Origin of the sequence: Paenibacillus sp. FSL R10-2734, from assembly GCF_037963865.1 — a bacterium.
GTDB lineage: Bacteria > Bacillota > Bacilli > Paenibacillales > Paenibacillaceae > Paenibacillus_AQ.
In genome coordinates, this window is sequence record NZ_CP150170.1 from 3,358,341 (window position 1) to 3,378,221 (window position 19,881).

The following is a 19,881-nucleotide window of genomic DNA, read 5'->3' on the forward strand; positions in this document are numbered from 1 at the left end:
TGAAAGGGGGGCCGGAAATTCATGAGTATGGAGTTTATTGAAGCAATGAATGAGCTGGAAAGGGAGAGAGGCATCAGTAAGGATGTGCTGTTTGAAGCCATCGAAGCGGCGCTGATCTCTAGTTATAAACGTAATTTCAATGCGGCACAGAACGTGCGTGTTGATATGAACCGCAACAACGGTGTCATTAAAGTGTTTGCCCGCAAGCTAATTGTTGATGAGGTCCTGGATACAAGGACTGAAATCTCATTACCGGCAGCCAGAGAAATTAACCCGCATTTCCAGCTTGAAGATATTGCTGAGCTTGAAGTGACACCACGTGATTTCGGGCGCATTGCTGCACAGACTGCAAAGCAGGTTGTAACTCAACGGATTCGCGAAGCAGAGCGTGGACTCATCTATAATGCTTTTATCGACAAAGAAGATGATATCGTTACAGGACTTGTTCAACGTCAAGATATGCGGAACATTTACATTGATCTTGGTAAAATCGAAGCGGTCTTGCCGCTTAGCGAATTGATGCCAGGTGAGAAGTTTAAGCAGAGCGAGCGTATCAAGGCTTATATCACTAAAGTTGAGAACACCACTAAAGGGCCGCAAATTATGCTGTCCCGCAGTCATCCCGGATTACTGAAGCGTCTGTTCGAGCTAGAAGTTCCGGAAATATTTGACGGTGTAGTTGAAATTCGTTCCGTGGCTCGTGAAGCTGGCTTCCGTTCGAAGATTGCTGTGTATTCCCGCAATCCGGAAGTGGATCCAGTTGGTTCTTGCGTAGGTCCAAGAGGAACACGCGTTCAGACCATCGTTACTGAGCTTCGTGGCGAGAAGATCGATATCGTCCGTTACTCAGATCTAGTGCAGGAGTATGTGGCTAATGCACTCAGCCCTTCCAAGGTTCTTGAAGTTCAAGTCTTTGAAGCGGAGAAAATGGCACGAGTAATCGTTCCTGACTATCAATTATCACTGGCTATCGGTATTAAAGGGCAAAATGCACGTCTTGCTGCTAAGCTTACCGGCTGGAAAATTGATATCAAGAGTGAAACTCAAGCGGAGCAGGAATACGGTAGACCAAAATCTTCAATTGATGAAATGCATCAGGATTCCGTCTCCATTGATTAATTAACCTGCTTGACGGGAGGCGTATGTTATGAAACAAAGAAAGGTGCCGCTGCGCAAATGCGTTGTTACCCAAGAGATGATGCCGAAGAAAGAGCTGATTCGAGTGGTTAGAACGCCCGAGGGCGAAGTGCTGATTGATCTGACAGGTAAGAAGTCAGGCCGTGGTGCTTACATATGCGGCAAGCTTGAATGCTTTAAGCTGGCACAGAAGAATAAAGCACTTGATCGCGCTTTGAAATGTCAAGTGAGTCCTGAAATCTATGCCCAGCTTGCCCGGGAGTTTACTTCTGTGGAAGAGCAGTTTCTAGCAGCAAAGGATAGTGAGAATAATGAGTAAGGCACTTTCTTATTTAGGGCTTGCCATGAGAGCAGGCAAGATAGTCACCGGCGATGAGGCTGTACTCAAAGCTGTACGGTCTTCAGAAGCGAAGCTGGTCGTTCTGGCAGGTGACGCTTCAGATAATACCCAAAAAAAGTTCCGTGATAAATGCGGAACCTACGATATTCCACTAGTAATCGCATTTCACCGAGACAGCCTCGGTGCAAGTATTGGTAAAGACCAGCGTGTAGTACTGGCCATTACGGATAAAGGATTCGCGGAAATGATCTCCAAGCAACTAGGAGATACTGTCGGAGGTGGATTTATTGACTAAAGAAGAGAACAAAGATAAATTGCGCGTGTACGAATACGCCAAGTCACTAAACATGAGTAGTAAAGAAATTATTACAATTCTGAAGCGTTTGAATGTCCCTGTGAATAATCATATGAGTGTCATGGAGAACGGTTCCGTGAACAAAGTAGAGCAATTCTTCAAGGATATCAAGTCGAACGCTGCAGCCAAACGGGATACCAGCTCCAGTAGCCGTCCGGTGACAACCGGTGCGGTAACTGCCGAACCCCAAAGTGCTCAGAATGCCAACAAAAATCAACAGGAAAAGCAGGTAGGTATGAACAGTAACCAAAACAACAACCAATCGACGACGTCCCCAAGGCCCCAAAGCGGACAAGATTCCCGCAGAACACAAACAGGTTCAACGCAGAACGCACGTCCGCAACAAAGCGGAGCTCCACGTACAAACAGTACTAGCGGAAGCCGTCCGCAAGGAAATAGCACAGGCGGCAATCGTCCACAAGGTAGCAATACCAGTGGTAGCCGTCCGCAAGGAAGTAACACTGGCAGCCGTCCACAAGGTAGTAATACTGGTGGCAGCCGTCCGCAAGGTAGCAACACAGGTGGCAGCCGTCCGCAAGGTAGCAATACCGGTGGCAGCCGTCCACAAGGAAGTAATACTGGCAGCCGTCCGCAAGGACAAAGCAGTGCACCTCGCACTGACAGCCGCCCACAAGGTCAATCTAGCACTGGCGGTGGTTTCACACGCGGTGACGACAGAGGTCCTAAGAAGAACACAACTGGTGGTAGACCAAATACGAACAATAGACGGTTTGATGATGGCAAAGGCGGTAACTACCGCGGTCGTGGTGGTAAGAATGGCCGCGGCAAGAATCAGCCAATGGTTCACCGTGAGAAGATCGATAACACACCTAAGAAGATTATCGTTCGTGGCAGCATGACCGTTGGTGAAACAGCGAAATTGCTTCACAAAGACGCTTCTGAAGTAATTAAGAAGCTGATCTCTATGGGGGTTATGGCAACCATCAACCAAGAGCTGGATATCGACACCATCCTGCTACTCGCTGCTGAATTCGGCGTAGAAGTAGAAGTGAAGATTCCTGTTGATGAGGATAGCTTTGAAACTGTGGAAGAGAATGATGCTGAAGAAGAACTTCAGTCACGTCCTCCTGTAGTTACAATCATGGGTCACGTTGACCACGGTAAAACTACTTTGCTGGATGCCATTCGTTCGACGAGTGTATCTCTAGGCGAAGCAGGCGGAATCACACAGCATATCGGTGCTTATCAAGTTGAAATCAACCAGAAGAAAATCACGTTCCTAGATACACCTGGTCACGAAGCGTTTACTGCTATGCGTGCTCGTGGTGCACAGGTAACAGATATGACTATTATCGTAGTTGCTGCTGATGACGGTGTTATGCCTCAGACCGTTGAAGCTATTGCACATGCTAAGGCTGCTGGACTTCCGATTATTGTCGCTGTTAATAAAATCGACAAGCCGGGTGCAGATCCTGACAAAGTGAAGCAAGAGCTTACAAGCTATGAACTCGTTCCTGAAGAGTGGGGCGGAGATACCATCTTCGTTAACCTTTCTGCGAAACAACGTATTAACTTGGAAGAACTGCTGGAAATGATCTTGCTCGTTGCTGAAGTAAATGAGTACAAAGCGAACCCTGACAAACGGGCACGCGGTACGGTTATAGAAGCTGAGCTTGATAAGAACCGTGGACCAGTTGCACGTGTTCTGGTACAGAACGGTACATTGAAAGTCGGCGATGCTTTTGTAGCAGGTAACTGCTTCGGACGTGTACGTGCGATGGTCAATGATAAAGGACGTAAGATTAAAGAAGCTGGTCCATCTACTCCAGTAGAAATTACTGGTTTGACTGAGGTACCACAAGCTGGCGATCCGTTTATGGCTTTCGAAGACGAGCGTAAAGCCCGTGCGATTGCTGATAGACGTTCTACATCCCAACGTCAATCCGAGCTGAATACAAACACCCGTGTAACATTGGATGATTTGTTCCAGCACATCAAAGATGGCGAGATCAAAGACCTTAACGTTATTATTAAAGCTGACGTACAAGGTTCAGTCGAGGCGCTTAAAGGTTCCTTGGCTAAGATCGAAGTGGAAGGCGTACGCGTGAAGATCATTCACAGCGGTGCCGGTGCCATTACGGAATCCGATATTACACTTGCAGCAGCATCCAACGCTATTGTTATTGGCTTTAACGTTCGTCCGGACGCTCAAACCAAGGCAGCTGCTGAACAAGAAAAAGTAGATGTTCGTCTTCATAACATCATCTACAATGTAATTGAGGAAATCGAAAGTGCAATGAAGGGTATGCTTGATCCTATCTATAAAGAGATCGTTATCGGTCACGCCGAAGTACGTAGCGTCTTCAAAATCAGTAAAGTGGGTACCATTGCAGGTTGTATGGTTATTGATGGTAAGATTACCCGTAATGCTGAAATGCGCTTGATCCGCAGCGGAATCGTTGTGTTTACAGGTAAAGTTGATACCTTGAAACGCTTTAAAGATGATGCCAAAGAAGTGGCGCAAGGTTATGAATGCGGCATAACTTTGGAACGCTATAATGACGTCCAAGAGGGCGACATTATCGAAGCGTTTCTTATGGAAACTGTAGAGCGCTAAGCGAAGAGGTGAATATAGATGTCTAAAATTAGAGCAGGACGAGTGGGCGAGCAGATCAAGAAAGAGCTTAGCCAACTAATCCAAAGTGGACTGAAAGACCCACGAATCGGTTTTGTAACTGTAACTGGCGTAGACGTGACTAACGATCTGTCGCAAGCGAAAGTATACCTAAGCGTGTTCGGGGATGAAGAACAGAAGTCAGGCTCCCTTAAAGCGATTGAGAAAGCAAATGGTTTTCTTCGCTCAGAGCTTGGCAAGGCGATTCGCCTCCGGCATACACCGGAACTGATCTTCAAAATCGATGAATCTGTCGCTTACGGCAGTCACATCGAGAAACTTCTCGGAGAGCTTCATAAGAACGATTAGAAATAGGTACTAAAAGTTGTTCAAAATAGCTTAATGCTAGTTTGAACAACTTTTATAAAGGAGACGGCGAATGCAGAGCTATGAACAAAGTCTCCAGCAGACCCGTGAGTTTCTGCTGGAACACGACGATTACCTTGTAGTGTCGCATGTTCAGCCGGACGGAGATGCAGTCAGCTCCACCCTAGTGGTGGGCTGGCTTCTCTCATGTCTGGGCAAAAAATACACTATGCTGAATGAAGGACCGATACCGAAGCGGATGGAATATTTATGGCATTCGGATGAAATCATCAATATGGCCTCTAGTGAGCCGCCCCGTCAATACAGCAATGTGATCTGTGTGGATTGTGCTGATTTTCAACGTGTAGGACTGACCCATCGCTATTTTGCGAACGATGCTCTCATCCTGAACATTGACCATCACCCAACAAACAATGGTTATGGACTTGTGAATCTAATCAAGCCGGATGCTGCTGCGACTGCGGAAATTTTGTTCGATCTGCTGAAGACGTTCGAGATTGAATGGGACATCGATATTGCCACAGCTATATACACAGGTCTTTTGACGGATACGGGTGGCTTTCGTTATACCAACACATCACCAAAAGTAATGGCAGCCGTATCTGAACTGCTATCCTATGGTGTTAACGGTCCTGAACTAGCTGAGACATTGCTTGAAGAAATGACATTGCCACAGGTCAAAATTTTAAATAAAGCGTTAAATACTCTTCAATTATCACCCGATGGGGATATTGCCTGGCTCTATGTTACACCGGAGGATATGATCGAATGTGCTGCTGCTAATGAAGATTTGGAAGGAATCGTGAACTACCCCCGCAATATTCGTGGTGTAGAAGTAGGGATTCTGTTCAAAGTCATTCATGAACATGCGGTTAAAGTTAGTTTGCGATCTGCTGGTAAGGTCGACGTGGCTGACCTAGCGCAAACATTTGGAGGCGGCGGTCATACCCGCGCTGCAGGTGCGCGTATAGAAGCTACACTCGAAGAGGCAATCGACCGGGTGCTTGAGGAGGTAAGACGTCATTTATGAGTGAATTAGAAGGTGTACTGGCGGTTTACAAGCCGGCAGGCTTCACTTCACATGATGTTGTGGCCAAGGCGCGTCGTATTCTTGGCATGAAACGCATTGGACATACGGGGACACTTGATCCACAGGTGACAGGTGTATTACCGCTCTGTCTGGGGCGTGCTACTCGTGTTGTAGAATATATTCAGGAGTTACCTAAAGAATATGTGGCAACACTGAGACTGGGAATGTCTAGTGATACCGAAGATTTAACGGGGACCATTACAGAAACTGTAGATGAGGTTCATGTAACTGAAGAAGAAATTCTATCCGTGCTTACTTCATTTAAAGGTGTTATTTCTCAGGTTCCACCGATGTATTCTGCGGTGAAAGTTGACGGCAAACGTCTTTATGAGTTGGCCAGAGAAGGTAAAACCGTTGAACGTAAAAGCCGTGAAGTAGAGATTTATGAAATTGAAATGACGGATATGACTTGGGAAGGTAATCATCCCGATATCACATTCCGTGTTCTTTGCTCTAAGGGGACATACATCCGTACCCTTTGTGTCGATATCGGCCGAGCACTTGGACTGCCGGGTGTGATGGTAAAGCTAGAGAGAACGATGTCGGCAGGGATTTCAGCTAGTCATTGCCTTTCTCTAGAGGATATTGCGGCACACAAGGAAGCCGGAACATTGGAAGATCATTTAATCGCTGCAGACGAGGCTATTTCTCATATGCCTAAGCACACTGTAATGGATGAGAAAAAGAAGGCAGCGCTGCAGGGTCAGCGTTTGTCCTCACGATTTATCGCTCCAGAAGTGAAGTTGAACGGTCAATTTCGGCTATACGATCTTCAAGGTGAATTTCTTGGCATTTATGAACTGGAAGATACAGGTGCAATTGCTCCAGTGAAGGTGTTTGCACAAGCTTAAATCAATTTTACCAAGTGAATTGTAGGTGAGAAACAGCGTGAGAACCGTAACGTTAACTTATCCGATGTCTCCGGAGACTGCTGCTAAGTGGGCTCAGCCTCAAGTGGCGGCTCTAGGGCAGTTTGACGGATTGCATCGTGGACATGCCAGCGTCATTACATCCGCTGTGGCCCTAGCCCGTAAACAAGGCGTGCCGGCTGCAGTCCTTACATTTCATCCCCACCCTAAAGATGTTATGGGCAAGGGGGATTATGAAGGGTATTTGACGCCACCCTTGGAAAAACAAGAGATTCTTGCCAGTATGGGTGTCGATATCTTATATGTTATTGAATTTAATGAGCAGCTTTCCCGGGTAAGTCCACAGAATTTTGTCTCTGTTATGCTTTTGCCGCTACATATTGTAACTGCAGTTGTTGGCTTTGACTTTCGTTTTGGTTATCAAGGTGAAGGCGATGTTGAGATGCTTCGCAAGCTAGGTGAAGGTGTTATGAATGTAGAAGTTGCACCTCCTTTTCTTCTTGAAGGTGAGAAGGTCAGCAGCTCTGGTATTCGTAAAAGTCTCCAGAACGGGGATTTAGGACTAGCCAACTCGTGGTTCGGTCGTAGCTATCATCTGCGTGGAACAGTGGGACATGGTGAGAAGAGAGGGCGTACGATTGGATTTCCAACAGCCAATTTGAAGCTTAGTGATCATTTTGTCATTCCTACTAAGGGTGTATATGCGGTCCGAGTCTTTTATAAGGATAAAGTTCTGTATGGAGTTATGAATGTGGGCGTAAAGCCTACTTTTCATGAAGGGGTTTTGACTCCAAGTTTTGAAGTTCATCTTTTTGATTTCGACGGTGATTTGTATGATCAAGAACTCAAGGTAGAATTAGAATCTTACATTCGTCCGGAACGGAAATTCGAGTCCATAGGTGCATTGATCACCCAGATCGGTGAGGATGCAGAAACCGCGAAGAAGATTTTGGGGTACAATCTATAGTCATCTCGGACAAGCCGTTTACTTTTGTTATTGGAGATGCTATACTAATAAACGTTGCTGGCTAACAGCATCATAACCTTAGCTTGGTTGCACGTTCTCACCGACGGTGACGAGGCTAGTGGCGATTATATTGAAGGAGGTGAACAGGATGGCATTAACTCAAGAACGTAAACATCAATTGATCGACGAGCACAAAACTCACGAATCCGATACTGGATCCCCTGAGGTGCAAGTTGCTATCCTAACGGAGAACATCGTTAATTTGACTGACCACTTGCGTACGCACAAGAAAGATCATCACTCCCGTCGTGGATTGTTGAAAATGGTTGGACAACGTCGTAAACTTCTGGCGTATTTGAAAAACAAAGACATCAGACGTTACAGCGCCCTGATCGAAAGACTGGGATTGCGTCGTTAATTTTCCATAAGATAACCCTTAAAGCAGCCTGGTTGTATACCGTATGTCCTTCTCGGAGCGACAGCGGGACAGCCGGGTTGCTTTTTGAAAATTTAGGGAAAACTTTATAGCAAGACTGATGAGATTATTCGTAAAAACGGCTACTTTACAATATCTGTAAGACTTAGCCGTTTCTTCTTATATGCATACAGAACAGGCTACATACCATTGGGACAAGCCTTTCCGATTCATTAGATCGATATGTGAACCTGCTATATTTGACTGCGGGTCTACTACTATTCAAGGAGGTATTTATGGAAAAACGTGTAGAAATGCAGCTAGGCGGAAGACGCCTTGTGCTGGAAACGGGCCGTCTAGCTAAACAAGCAAACGCAGCCGTTATGGTGCGTTATGGGGACACTTCGGTATTATGTACCGTTACGGCTTCGAAAGAGCCTAAGGATCTGGATTTTTTCCCGCTTACAGTTAACTATGAGGAAAGATTATATGCGGTAGGTAAAATTCCTGGCGGATTTATTAAACGGGAAGGTAGACCGAGTGAGAAAGCGATTCTGTCAAGCCGTTTGACAGACCGTCCAATCAGACCACTGTTCCCTGAAGGATTTCGTAACGATGTTCAAGTATTGAACATGGTAATGAGTGTGGATCAGGACTGCGCACCAGATATTGCTGCTATGATCGGTACTTCAGCTGCACTTAGTATTTCCGATGTTCCTTTTGATGGACCAATCGGCGGCGTTGCTGTAGGTCGGATTAATGGAGAGTTTGTGATTAATCCGGATATGTCTCAGCAAGCAATCAGTGATGTTTATGTAGTGGTTGCTGGAACGAAGGACGCAATCATGATGGTTGAAGCAGAAGCAAACGAAGTAACGGAAGATGTGATGCTCGAAGCGATTATGTTCGGTCATGATGAAATCCGCAAGATCGTTGCAACCATTGAAGAACTGGTCAAAGTGGCTGGTAAAGAAAAAATGGCTGTGAAGCTGCATGCAGTGAATGCTGACGTGAATACTGAGGTTCGTGCATTTGCTGAGGCTCGTCTGGTAGAAGCCGTTAAAATTGCTGAAAAACATGCGCGTCAGGAAGCGATTGATGTCGTTAATGATGAAGCGGTTGCGTATTTCGCAGAGAAGTACATAGAAGCACCTGAGCTTCTGAAAGATGTTAAAGAAGTCCTACATGATATCGTGAAGGATGAAGTAAGACGTCTAATCACGCATGATAAGGTTCGCCCAGATGGACGTAAACTTGATGAAATCCGTCCGATTGAATGTGATACAAGCCTGTTGCCGCGTACGCACGGTTCCGGTCTGTTTACACGTGGACAAACACAAATCCTTAGCGTTTGTACCCTTGGAGCACTAGGTGATGTTCAAATTCTCGACGGAATCGATCCTACTGAAACGAAACGTTTCATGCACCATTACAACTTCCCGCCGTTTAGCGTAGGGGAAGCTCGTCCGCTTAGAGCACCAGGACGCCGTGAAATCGGTCACGGAGCACTTGGAGAACGTGCATTATCCAAGGTTATTCCTAGTGAAACTGAATTCCCGTACACGATTCGTCTAGTATCAGAAGCGATTGAATCTAACGGTTCTACTTCCCAGGCAAGTATCTGTGCCAGCATTCTGGCTATGATGGATGCTGGTGTGCCAATCAAAGCACCGGTAGCCGGAGTAGCAATGGGTCTGATCAAGGATGGAGACCATGTGTCTATCTTGACTGATATTCAAGGGATGGAAGATCATCTTGGTGATATGGACTTTAAGGTAGCTGGTACAGCAGAAGGTGTTACAGCTATTCAAATGGACATTAAGATTGCCGGTATCGACCGCAACATTCTTCAGGATGCACTTCAGCAGGCTAAAGAAGGCCGTCTGTTCATCTTGGACAAAATGAATGAAGCGATCTCTGCGCCAAGACCTAATCTGTCCAAATATGCTCCAAAAATCATTATTATCAACATCAATCCGGACAAAATCCGGGATGTTATCGGTGCTGGTGGTAAGATTATCAATAAAATTATTGAAGAAACCGGCGTAAAAATCGACATCGAACAAGATGGCCGTGTCTTTATCGGTTCTTCAGATGAAGAAATGATCCAAAAGGCTCGTTCGATTATCGAAGGTCTTGTGCGTGAAGTACAAGTCGGAGAAATCTATGTGGGTACTGTTAGACGTATTGAGAAATTTGGTGCATTCGTTGAACTTATTCCGGGCAAAGACGGATTGGTCCACATTTCTCAATTGTCCACTGAACGTGTAGCTAAGGTAGAAGATGTTGTTGCTATTGGTGACACCATTACCGTTAAAGTTACCGAGATCGATCCACAAGGCCGGGTTAACCTGTCTCGTAAAGCGGTGTTGACTTCGGAAACTGGCGCTAAAGCGTAAGTTTGATCTTAGTAATACCTTTACTAAAGGGTTCGAATTTCATATAAAAAAAGAGACAGAAGCGATTTTCGCTCTGGCTCTTTTTTTATATGAACGAGATTAAAAACCCGGAACAAGCATTCCTATAGTCATTAGTCTTGTATCTGTTCTTATGACATAAATTTCTCCCTTGTCTCATAGATTGGGACAAAGTGTCTTTGTAATCGTGTGGAACGAACCTAAAAGTCGTTTCTACCGGGGAGGAAGTCGTCATGAAGACGGAAAAAGTGGCATTAGTGGTTGCTTGTGTAGCCATCGTGATAGGAATCGGTAGTACTCAGGGGCCCCTAAAGGACATGCTCATGCAATTGAAACCGCAGGATGACCTGGCTGTGTGGATGGATATTCCTAAGGCGGAGAACAATGATCTTCGTTTGCGGATTGAGACCGCCGCGGCTAAGCTCAATGCGCCTCCAGTGAATGCTGTGGTTGATCGGGTATGGAAGGCGATTCCGGGCTATAACGGGCTTGAGGTTGATGTAGAGAGTACCTATCGGAATGCTCTATTGGCACCAAAAGAGCCCATAAAATTTGTGTATCGGCAGATCGAACCACAGATATCCCTGAATGAACTGGGAGCTGAGCCCATATATCGAGGAAATCCGGCGAAACCTATGGTTTCGTTGATGATAAATGTGGCGTGGGGGAATCAGTATATTGGGCCTATGCTGGATACTCTGGATGAGGAGAATGTGAAGGTTACATTTTTTTTGGATGGGAGCTGGCTTAGTAAGAATCCAGAGGTTGCCAAAGAAATGCTAAAACGTGGACATGAGATGGAGAATCACGCCTATACCCACCCCAATATGAGTACTTTAAGTCGTGCACGGGCTACCGTTGAAATTGAAAAGACGCAAAAGCTATTAAAGGAGTCACTTGGGGTCACTAATACATGGTTCGCCCCGCCATCAGGTGATTTCGATCAGGAGACAGTAGAGATCGCTAGCAGCTTAGGATTAAAGACTGTACTCTGGACTGTGGATACGGTGGATTGGCGCAATCCTTCTCCTGAATCTATAGTTGCCAAAATCACAAGCAAAGCTGAACCCGGCACACTTGTTCTAATGCATCCTACTGCCTCATCTTCCAAGGCACTGAAGGCCATGATACGGGGGATTAAGGCAAAAGGGTTACAGCTAGGTACAGTTAGCCAAACGCTGTCAGCGGAGCGTCTAATCCCCTCTGATGTTGAGTGAGAGATCTATTTCTGGTAGGATTATAGGCACGTGTATTAATTTAGATAGAAGAGGGCTATTGCCAGGAGGACTTCAAGTGGAAAAAATAGTATTATCCAATGGATTACGAGTAGTTATGGAGAAAATTCCGACCGGTCGGTCCGTTTCTTTCGGAATCTGGGTAAAGACAGGTTCGCGGAATGAAAACCCTGGAAATAACGGGATCTCTCATTTTGTAGAGCATATGCTTTTTAAAGGTACCGATCGATATAGTGCTAAGGATATTGCCGAGCAGTTTGATGCTATTGGCGGCAATGTAAATGCTTTTACCTCTAAGGAATATACATGCTATTATGCAAAAGTACTGGATGAGCATCTGCCCATCGCAATAGATGTATTAGCGGATATGTTCTTCCGTTCACGGATGGATGCTGAAGAGCTGGAGAAAGAAAAGAACGTCATCCTTGAGGAAATTTCTATGTGCGAGGATACGCCTGACGATCTTGTGCATGATTTGATGTGTGCTGCTGCCTATAAGGATCATCCACTTGCTTATTCTATCCTTGGCTTAAAGGAACGGCTGATGGAGATGAAGCCAGATGATCTTCGTGCCTATATGAAGGAGCAATATACGATTGAGAACACAGTAATTAGTGTAGCTGGTAACATTAGCGATGGACTAATTGAACTGCTGGAGCAGCATTTTGGTTCTTTTGCTAATCATGGCACCTCTGCGCCGCTGACTCCACCGGATTATTATGGGGAATTGTTGTTTCACCGCAAGAAAACAGAACAGAATCACATCTGTCTTTCCTTACCAGGTGTCCGTTCCGGCGATCCATTGCAATATGCTATGGTACTTATTAATAATGCCATTGGTGGTGGAATGAGCTCACGGATGTTCCAAGAGATTCGTGAAAAACGTGGCCTGGCCTATTCTGTATATTCATACCACAGTTCTCAAGCGGATTCTGGTTTGTTTACGGTCTATGCTGGAACAGCACCGAAGCAAACCAAGGATGTAATGGAGCTAATTAAGGAAATGATGTACGAACTTGCTACTAAGGGCCTCAGTGAAGATGAACTGAGAAAAGGCAAGGAGCAGCTTAAAGGTAGCCTTATCCTTAGTCTGGAGAGTACTAGCAGCCGTATGAATCGTATCGGAAAAAATGAACTTATGCTCGGAAGACATAATACACTAGATGATATGATCGCAAAAATTCAGTTAGTAACGATGGACAATATTAACAGTGTGCTTGATAATATGTTTGCTGAGCCGCTTTCTTTAGCGATGGTAGGTTCAACAGATAAAGCTATTGCAAATGTTAGGAGAGATGATCTTGTCTTATTACGTACAAATCAATAAGCTAGCTGGAAACGAGGATGTTAATCTTCCTTGTAAAATGTCAGAGCAGGCTTCCGGCTATGATCTTTATGCCGCTGTTGAAAGCGAAGTTGTGCTTGCTCCAGGAGAGCGTGCATTAATTCCAACAGGAATATCGCTAGCTATGCCAGACGGATTAGAAGCTCAGATTCGTCCACGAAGTGGACTGGCCTTGAAGCATGGGATTACTTGTTTGAACACACCTGGAACGATTGATGCTGATTATCGTGGAGAGATCAAGGTGTTGTTGATTAATCTAGGGCAAGAGCCATTTGCTATCGCTCGTAATGAGCGTATTGCCCAAATGGTATTTCAAGCGGTCCCCGTTGTAACTTTGGTTGAAGTTGAAGCGTTGTCCGAAACAGAGCGTGGTGCCGGAGGCTTTGGTCATACTGGGAAATAATACGAATTGTTAGAATGAAGCTTGCGAATTTATGCCTAATAGGCGTGATTCGTGAGCTTTTTTTTGTTCAATCATAAAAAATATAAGGATTACATTAAAGGCTTCATACTAATTCTTCTCCGCGTTTCACCCATTAAGAATGCCCAGCATAAGATGCTCTATAGTCGATAGTGTATGTTGAAAGGAGCGTCATCCCTATGCTTACTGGCGTCAGGATCGTGTTCCTGGGCGGGGACGCGAGACAGCTTGAAGTGATTCGGAAATGTGTGGAATTGGATGCGACGGTAAGCGCTGCCGGGTTCGATAAGTGGGATACCCCTTGCCCAGGGGTGAACCTTGAACAGATGTCGGTAGAACTGCTTAGTAATGCAGATGTGCTAGTGTTGCCTACGGTTGGTTGTGATGATGAAGGGAATATCAGTGCTCTATTTTCTTCTGAACGCATAATGCTCTTGGAGGAACATTTTGCTGCTCTGCCCCCCGATTGTTTGGTGTATAGCGGTATGGCCAAAAGCTACCTGCGCGGAATGTGTGCCAAGCATTCATTAAAGTTAATTGAATTGCTTAATCGTGACGATGTAGCCATCTACAACTCCATCCCAACAGCGGAAGGAGCACTGGTTATGGCTATTCAGAACACGGATTTTACTATTCACAGTTCCAAATCGATGGTACTGGGCTTGGGTAGAACGGGTTTTACAATGGCAAGAAGTCTTCAAGGACTGGGTGCTACTGTAAAAGCAGGAGTTAGAAAACAGGAACATTATGCACGTGCTGAGGAAATGGGCTGGAAGCCTTTTATGACCAGTGAACTGTTACTTCATGTGCCGGATGTTGATCTGATATTTAATACGATTCCAAGTATGATCATCACCGCACAAGTACTCTCGCGAATCTCACCGCATTGCTTAATTGTCGATCTGGCTTCCGCTCCAGGTGGATGTGACTTTCGTTATGCAGAGAAAAGAGGAATTAAGGCGATGCTGGCACCTGGACTCCCTGGCATTGTAGCTCCTAAAAGCGCTGGGATTATTATGGCAAATGCGCTGGTTCAGTCGATATCGGACGAGGCTTTAATCAAGGGGGACGAATAAAATGGATTGGCACGGAAAAACAGTAGGGTATGCGATTACCGGATCTCACTGCACATTTGCGGAGGTAATGCCGCAAATTCAACGCTTTGTAGATGGAGGAGCAAACGTAGTACCCATAGTTTCGGCATCTGTACTAGGGACCGACACCCGCTTTGGAACATCGCAAAATTGGCTAAAACAGTTGAAAGATATAACAGGTAATGATATCATTTCTACAATTGTTGAAGCGGAGCCTCTGGGTCCTTCCAAGCTGCTGGATGTGCTTACGATAGCACCTTGTACTGGAAATACAACAAGTAAATTGGCAAATGCCATGACTGATAGCCCAGTGCTCATGGCTGCAAAATCGCAGATGCGCAATGGACGACCGCTTGTTCTGGCGATTTCAACCAATGACGGTTTGGGTCTTAACGCCGCAAATATTGCAAAGCTTCTAGTGGCCAAACATATTTACTTTGTGCCATTCGGACAGGATAATCCTGAGGGCAAACCAAACTCGTTAGTAGCGCGTATGGATCTTATCCCAGAAGCTTGCTATTCCGCTTTGCAAGGTAAACAACTACAGCCGATGATTGTCGAAAAGTTTCATTCCGTCTAGAAGGCGAAATCGGCGGATCAAGTTGTGTACAATAAAAGGGGAGATTTGCTGGAATCATTGTTACCAAAAAATATAAGTACTACTGCTACCGTCCTCATTTCGAGGGCGGTACAACCATTTTTCAAAATTCAAGAAAATTACTTAAGAAATAAGCTTACGTACTGTAATGGAATGTCTCATTTAGAAACTTAATGAATTCTGATTACGAATGATTAGTGTGTTTGCTTTGACAATAATGGAGGAATTATTCATGGGTATTCTGGTACAAAAATTCGGAGGAACATCACTCTCAACACCACAAGCTAGAGAACACGTAATTCGTAATGTCAAACGGGAGCTCGCAAGCGGCTATAGTTTGGTCATTGTTGTTTCGGCTATGGGCCGACGCGGAGAGCCTTATGCAACAGATACTCTGCTGGATTGGGCCGTGCAGAATGGGGATTCACTCCCAGACCGTGAGAAGGATCTTTTGATGTGCTGTGGTGAAATTATCTCTGCTACTACACTTTGTGGGCTGCTGGAGAATGAAGGCATTGCTTCTACGGTATTAACGGGAGCTCAGGCTGGTTTCATGACAGATAATAACTATGGCAATGCAAGAATTCTAGATGTTCGTCCTGAACGTATTCTCCGCGAACTGCGTGAAGATAAAGTGGTTATAGTGACGGGATTCCAGGGACAGACTGAAGCCGGTGATTTGACGACTTTGGGTCGGGGCGGAAGTGACACCTCTGCAACTGCACTGGGTGCTGCTCTTCATGCAGATATGGTAGATATCTATACAGATGTTAACGGGATTCTTACAGCAGATCCGCGGATCGTTGAAGATGCTAAACCGCTAACTTATGTTAGTTATACAGAAATTTGTAATATGGCTCATCAAGGAGCAAAAGTGATTCATCCACGTGCGGTTGAGATTGCTATGCAGGCACAAATTCCAGTACGCGTTCGTTCAACATTTTCTGAGAATGAAGGTACGCTGGTTACGAATCCCGAAGGATTCAACGATATTCAGGCTGGTGGCATCGTAGATCGCTTCGTGACAGGAATTGCTTATGTCAGCAACGTCACACAGATTTCTGTGGAGTGCCCAGACGGAAATGGTACGGGCGTTCAACTGCAAATTTTCAAAAGCATGGCCGACAACGGAATAAGCGTTGATTTTATTAATGTTACACCTACAGAAGCTATTTATACTGTGTTCGATGACAAATCAGAAAAGGCCATTTCTGCTCTCCAGCAATTAGGCTTGCGTCCTAAAAGTTTATCTGGTTGCGCAAAAGTTTCCGTTATTGGGGGCGGAATAAACGGTGTGCCTGGTATTATGGCTCGGATCGTTGAGGCGCTTAGCACACAAAATATTCAGATTCTCCAATCCGCAGATTCAAATACAACGATTTGGGTGCTGGTGAAGAAAGAAGATATGGTGCAGTCTCTGCGTTCGCTGCACGCTATGTTTGAATTGCACCGCTGACAAGGAGGAATTCAAAGTGGATTTCGGAAGATTAATAACAGCCATGGTAACCCCCTTTGACGGGGATGGAGAAATCAACTGGGATGTAACTTCACAGCTTGTCGATTATTTAATTGAGGAACAGAAATCAGAGACATTGATTGTCTGTGGCACGACTGGTGAGTCTCCTACGTTAAGTGATGAGGAGAAACTACAGCTGTTTTCTTTTGTACTAGAGAAGGCAAATGGACGCTGCAAAATCATCGCTGGAACTGGCAGTAATAACACGAAACATTCTATTCACCTCACGAAGGAAGCTGAGAAAATAGGTGTGGATGGCGTGCTTTTGGTCGTTCCGTATTACAATAAGCCTAATCAGGAAGGGCTTTATCAGCATTTCTCCGCGATTGCTGCGGAGACTTCATTACCGGTGATGCTGTATAATGTTCCAGGTCGTACAGGTGTTAGTATGAGCGTGGCGACAACCCTTCGTCTTGCTGAAATTTCGAATATCGTTGCGACAAAAGAATGTGCATCTGTCGATCAAGTTACGCTTATTGCTTCAGCATGTTCAGATGACTTCCGTGTCTATACTGGTGATGATTCAGCGGGGTTAGCTAGTCTAGCCGTTGGAGGATACGGAATTATCAGTGTAGCCAGCCACGTGGTTGGTGCGCAGATGTCAGAAATGATCTATGCATACACGTCAGGAAACGTTCAGCGAGCGGGAGAGATCCATCGACAATTGTTCCCAATTTTCAAGGGATTGTTCGAATGTCCACAACCTCTGCCGAATCCTTCCGCGGTTAAATATGCTTTAGGTCTGAAGGGGCTGCCTGTTGGAGGCGTCAGATTGCCGCTTATTTCACCTACGGAAGCCGAGGCGGCCTTTATTGAGGCACTATTTCACTAAGTGCTGGTCAGTGATATGCTACGTTTCAAACCGGCTTCTCCTTTGGAGAGCCGGTTTTTGTATTTATAATATTTTGCTAAAATATTGGATCATATTTAAGGAAAGAATTTGGATACGCGACAGGGTGACTTGTCTTTTGCCAAAAAAATCATGTATAATGATCTTAAGTGACTGGGTGCGGTTAAAATTAAATATGCGGTAATCTTCCGTCAATGGTATACATTGTAGACAGGATAGGTCCCAAGATGAGTCTGTGTAAATGATTGACAAGTCTTCGCGCGAGGGGCGCGACGGTGAATTTTGACGGCATTTGTCCGCTTCAATATGAACTTTACTGCCCGGAATCGGGAGCTTTCGCATTGCGCATTTTACAGATTTCAGGAATATCCTTGTTGATTAAGGAAGCTATCAGCTGTTTGAAGAATGTGTTCAGCGCCGCTGAAATAATCGAAGTTCAATATTTACCAATAAAAGTATGACGTCCAACATCATAGGAGGGTTAGATTCATTTGTCCAAAAAAAACAACAACGATAAATTGATGATTTTCGCATTGGGCGGAGTCGGAGAAATCGGGAAAAACATGTATGTCATTCAATATGGAGCTGACATTGTAGTCGTGGATTCGGGACTGAAGTTCCCAGAAGAAGATATGCTCGGTATTGATATTGTTATTCCTGATATCTCTTATTTGACAGAGAACCGTGACAAGGTAAGAGGGATTGTACTTACCCATGGACACGAGGATCACATCGGTGGTCTCCCATATGTCCTGAAGAACTTGAATGTTCCAGTTTACGGAACAAGACTTACATTAGGCCTTGTAGAGAACAAACTGAAGGAAGCAAACCTGCTGGGTGACACCAAACGAATTCTGATCCATGAAGATTCAGAAATTCAACTGGGCAACTCGCTCAAAGCTACTTTCTTCAGAACAAACCACAGTATTCCTGATTCAGTCGGTGTGTGCATTGAAACACCGGAAGGTAACGTAGTTCATACGGGCGATTTCAAATTTGACCACACTCCAGTCAACGGTCAATTTGCAAATCTGCATCGGATGGCTGAAATTGGTCAGAAGGGTGTACTTGCCCTTTTGTCGGATAGTACGAATGCTGAGAAGCCAGGCTTTACGCCTTCTGAGAAGAATGTCGGTATCGTTCTGGAAGATATTTTCCGCAAGGCTGAGCAACGTGTCGTTGTAGCAACTTTTGCTTCTAATGTGCACCGTATTCAGCAAGTGGTCAATGCAGCAGAATCTACAGGTCGTAAGATTACAGTAATTGGCCGTAGTATGGTAAACGTTGTATCCATCGCTTCTGAGCTAGGATATCTGAACGTACCAGACGGTATGCTGATCGAGCCTGAAGAAATGAACAGAATGGCAGCGAACCGTGTCGTTGTTCTTTGCACAGGTAGCCAAGGCGAGCCAATGTCCGCATTGACCCGTATGGCACGTTCCAGTCACCGTAAAGTAGATATCTTGCCAGGTGATACTGTTATTATTGCGGCAACACCTGTACCTGGTAACGAGAAATATGTAGGCCGTACCATTGATGAATTGTTCCGTCTTGGCGCTAACGTAATTTATAGCGGTTCCAATTCCGGCGTTCACGTATCCGGTCACGGTAGCCAGGAAGAGCTTAAGCTTATGCTCAACCTGATGAAACCGAAATATTTCATTCCAATTCACGGTGAATACCGTATGCAGCGCAAACATGCACTTTTGGCAGAATCCGTTGGCGTAGACTCGCAGAATATTTTCATCACTGAAATCGGTGAGATTGTGGAAATTCAAGGTGGTGCCGCTCGTAAAGCTGGTAAAGTAACGGCTGGTAACGTTTTGATTGACGGTCTAGGTGTAGGTGATGTAGGTAATATTGTGTTGCGTGACCGTAAGCTGCTGTCGCAAGATGGTATTTTGGTTGTCGTGGTTACACTAAGCAAGCAGAATGGTGCGATTGTCTCCGGACCTGACATCATTTCCCGTGGTTTCGTATACGTTCGTGAGTCCGAAGGACTGCTCGACGAAGCGAACCGAATTGTTTCCAGTACACTGCAACGCCTGATGAGTGAGAAAGTAAATGAGTGGGCTTCGCTTAAAACAAGCGTGAAAGATTCGCTCGGACGTTTCTTATATGAGCAAACGCGTCGTAGACCGATGATTTTGCCAATTATCATGGAAGTGTAAGGAGAATTCTCCTTCAAAAAATATATAGCTTGGGCATTGGCCCCTTTTCCCCGGAAATATTGGACGGTTTCTACGGGAAAAGGGGTTTTTGTATTGTTT

18 protein-coding genes are annotated in these 19,881 nt (G+C 45.2%); all 18 read left to right on the forward strand.

Features of this window, described 5'->3' with window-relative positions; translation table 11 throughout:
- The first annotated feature begins 21 nt into the window (after positions 1-21).
- The 18 genes from nusA (at position 22) to NSS67_RS14840 (ending at position 19,782) form a co-directional block, all read left to right on the forward strand.
- A complete protein-coding gene (gene nusA / locus NSS67_RS14755) occupies positions 22-1,119 on the forward strand; it encodes a transcription termination factor NusA (RefSeq protein ID WP_339320226.1) in 1,098 nt (365 codons plus the stop codon).
- A 28-nt stretch (positions 1,120-1,147) separates the two neighbouring features.
- Positions 1,148-1,456: a YlxR family protein gene (locus NSS67_RS14760; protein ID WP_339320227.1), complete on the forward strand. Its 309-nt coding sequence runs from the start codon at positions 1,148-1,150 to the stop codon at positions 1,454-1,456.
- Positions 1,449-1,772: a YlxQ family RNA-binding protein gene (locus NSS67_RS14765; protein ID WP_042128860.1), complete on the forward strand. Its 324-nt coding sequence runs from the start codon at positions 1,449-1,451 to the stop codon at positions 1,770-1,772. The genes NSS67_RS14760 and NSS67_RS14765 overlap by 8 nt, the downstream gene beginning before the upstream one ends.
- A complete protein-coding gene (gene infB / locus NSS67_RS14770) occupies positions 1,765-4,410 on the forward strand; it encodes a translation initiation factor IF-2 (protein WP_339320228.1) in 2,646 nt (881 codons plus the stop codon). The genes NSS67_RS14765 and infB overlap by 8 nt, the downstream gene beginning before the upstream one ends.
- 18 nt (positions 4,411-4,428) lie before the next feature.
- Positions 4,429-4,776, forward strand: a complete 348-nt coding sequence (gene rbfA / locus NSS67_RS14775) for a 30S ribosome-binding factor RbfA (protein WP_042128856.1) — start codon at positions 4,429-4,431, stop codon at positions 4,774-4,776.
- A gap of 70 nt (positions 4,777-4,846) precedes the next feature.
- Positions 4,847-5,824 (forward strand): bifunctional oligoribonuclease/PAP phosphatase NrnA, encoded by a 978-nt coding sequence (locus tag NSS67_RS14780; RefSeq protein ID WP_339320229.1) that lies wholly within the window; start codon positions 4,847-4,849, stop codon positions 5,822-5,824.
- Positions 5,821-6,735, forward strand: a complete 915-nt coding sequence (gene truB, locus NSS67_RS14785) for a tRNA pseudouridine(55) synthase TruB (RefSeq protein WP_339320230.1) — start codon at positions 5,821-5,823, stop codon at positions 6,733-6,735. The genes NSS67_RS14780 and truB overlap by 4 nt, the downstream gene beginning before the upstream one ends.
- Before the next feature lie 37 nt (positions 6,736-6,772).
- Entirely contained in the window at positions 6,773-7,720 is a 948-nt protein-coding gene (locus NSS67_RS14790; protein WP_339320231.1) for a bifunctional riboflavin kinase/FAD synthetase, read from the forward strand.
- Between the two features lie 148 nt (positions 7,721-7,868).
- Positions 7,869-8,138 (forward strand): 30S ribosomal protein S15, encoded by a 270-nt coding sequence (gene rpsO / locus NSS67_RS14795; protein ID WP_036656390.1) that lies wholly within the window; start codon positions 7,869-7,871, stop codon positions 8,136-8,138.
- A gap of 293 nt (positions 8,139-8,431) precedes the next feature.
- Positions 8,432-10,534 carry a polyribonucleotide nucleotidyltransferase gene (gene pnp, locus NSS67_RS14800; protein WP_339320232.1) on the forward strand — a complete coding sequence of 701 codons (2,103 nt, stop codon included), beginning with the start codon at positions 8,432-8,434 and terminating at the stop codon, positions 10,532-10,534.
- Between the two features lie 251 nt (positions 10,535-10,785).
- Entirely contained in the window at positions 10,786-11,769 is a 984-nt protein-coding gene (locus NSS67_RS14805; RefSeq protein WP_339320233.1) for a polysaccharide deacetylase family protein, read from the forward strand.
- Between the two features lie 76 nt (positions 11,770-11,845).
- Positions 11,846-13,114 (forward strand): pitrilysin family protein, encoded by a 1,269-nt coding sequence (locus NSS67_RS14810; RefSeq protein ID WP_339320234.1) that lies wholly within the window; start codon positions 11,846-11,848, stop codon positions 13,112-13,114.
- The gene (gene dut / locus NSS67_RS14815) at positions 13,089-13,535 is read left to right on the forward strand and encodes a dUTP diphosphatase (RefSeq protein ID WP_339320235.1); all 447 of its coding nucleotides are present in this window, start codon (positions 13,089-13,091) and stop codon (positions 13,533-13,535) included. Before NSS67_RS14810 ends, dut begins: the two co-directional genes overlap by 26 nt.
- Before the next feature lie 197 nt (positions 13,536-13,732).
- A complete protein-coding gene (gene dpsA / locus NSS67_RS14820) occupies positions 13,733-14,629 on the forward strand; it encodes a dipicolinate synthase subunit DpsA (protein ID WP_339320236.1) in 897 nt (298 codons plus the stop codon).
- Between the two features lies 1 nt (position 14,630).
- Positions 14,631-15,227, forward strand: coding sequence for a dipicolinate synthase subunit B (locus tag NSS67_RS14825; protein WP_339320237.1), 597 nt, complete (start codon positions 14,631-14,633; stop codon positions 15,225-15,227).
- Between the two features lie 250 nt (positions 15,228-15,477).
- Entirely contained in the window at positions 15,478-16,701 is a 1,224-nt protein-coding gene (gene dapG / locus NSS67_RS14830; protein WP_339320238.1) for an aspartate kinase, read from the forward strand.
- Between the two features lie 16 nt (positions 16,702-16,717).
- Positions 16,718-17,593, forward strand: coding sequence for a 4-hydroxy-tetrahydrodipicolinate synthase (gene dapA, locus NSS67_RS14835; protein ID WP_339320239.1), 876 nt, complete (start codon positions 16,718-16,720; stop codon positions 17,591-17,593).
- 509 nt (positions 17,594-18,102) lie between these two features.
- A complete protein-coding gene (locus NSS67_RS14840) occupies positions 18,103-19,782 on the forward strand; it encodes a ribonuclease J (protein WP_339320240.1) in 1,680 nt (559 codons plus the stop codon).
- Positions 19,783-19,881: the final 99 nt, after the last annotated feature.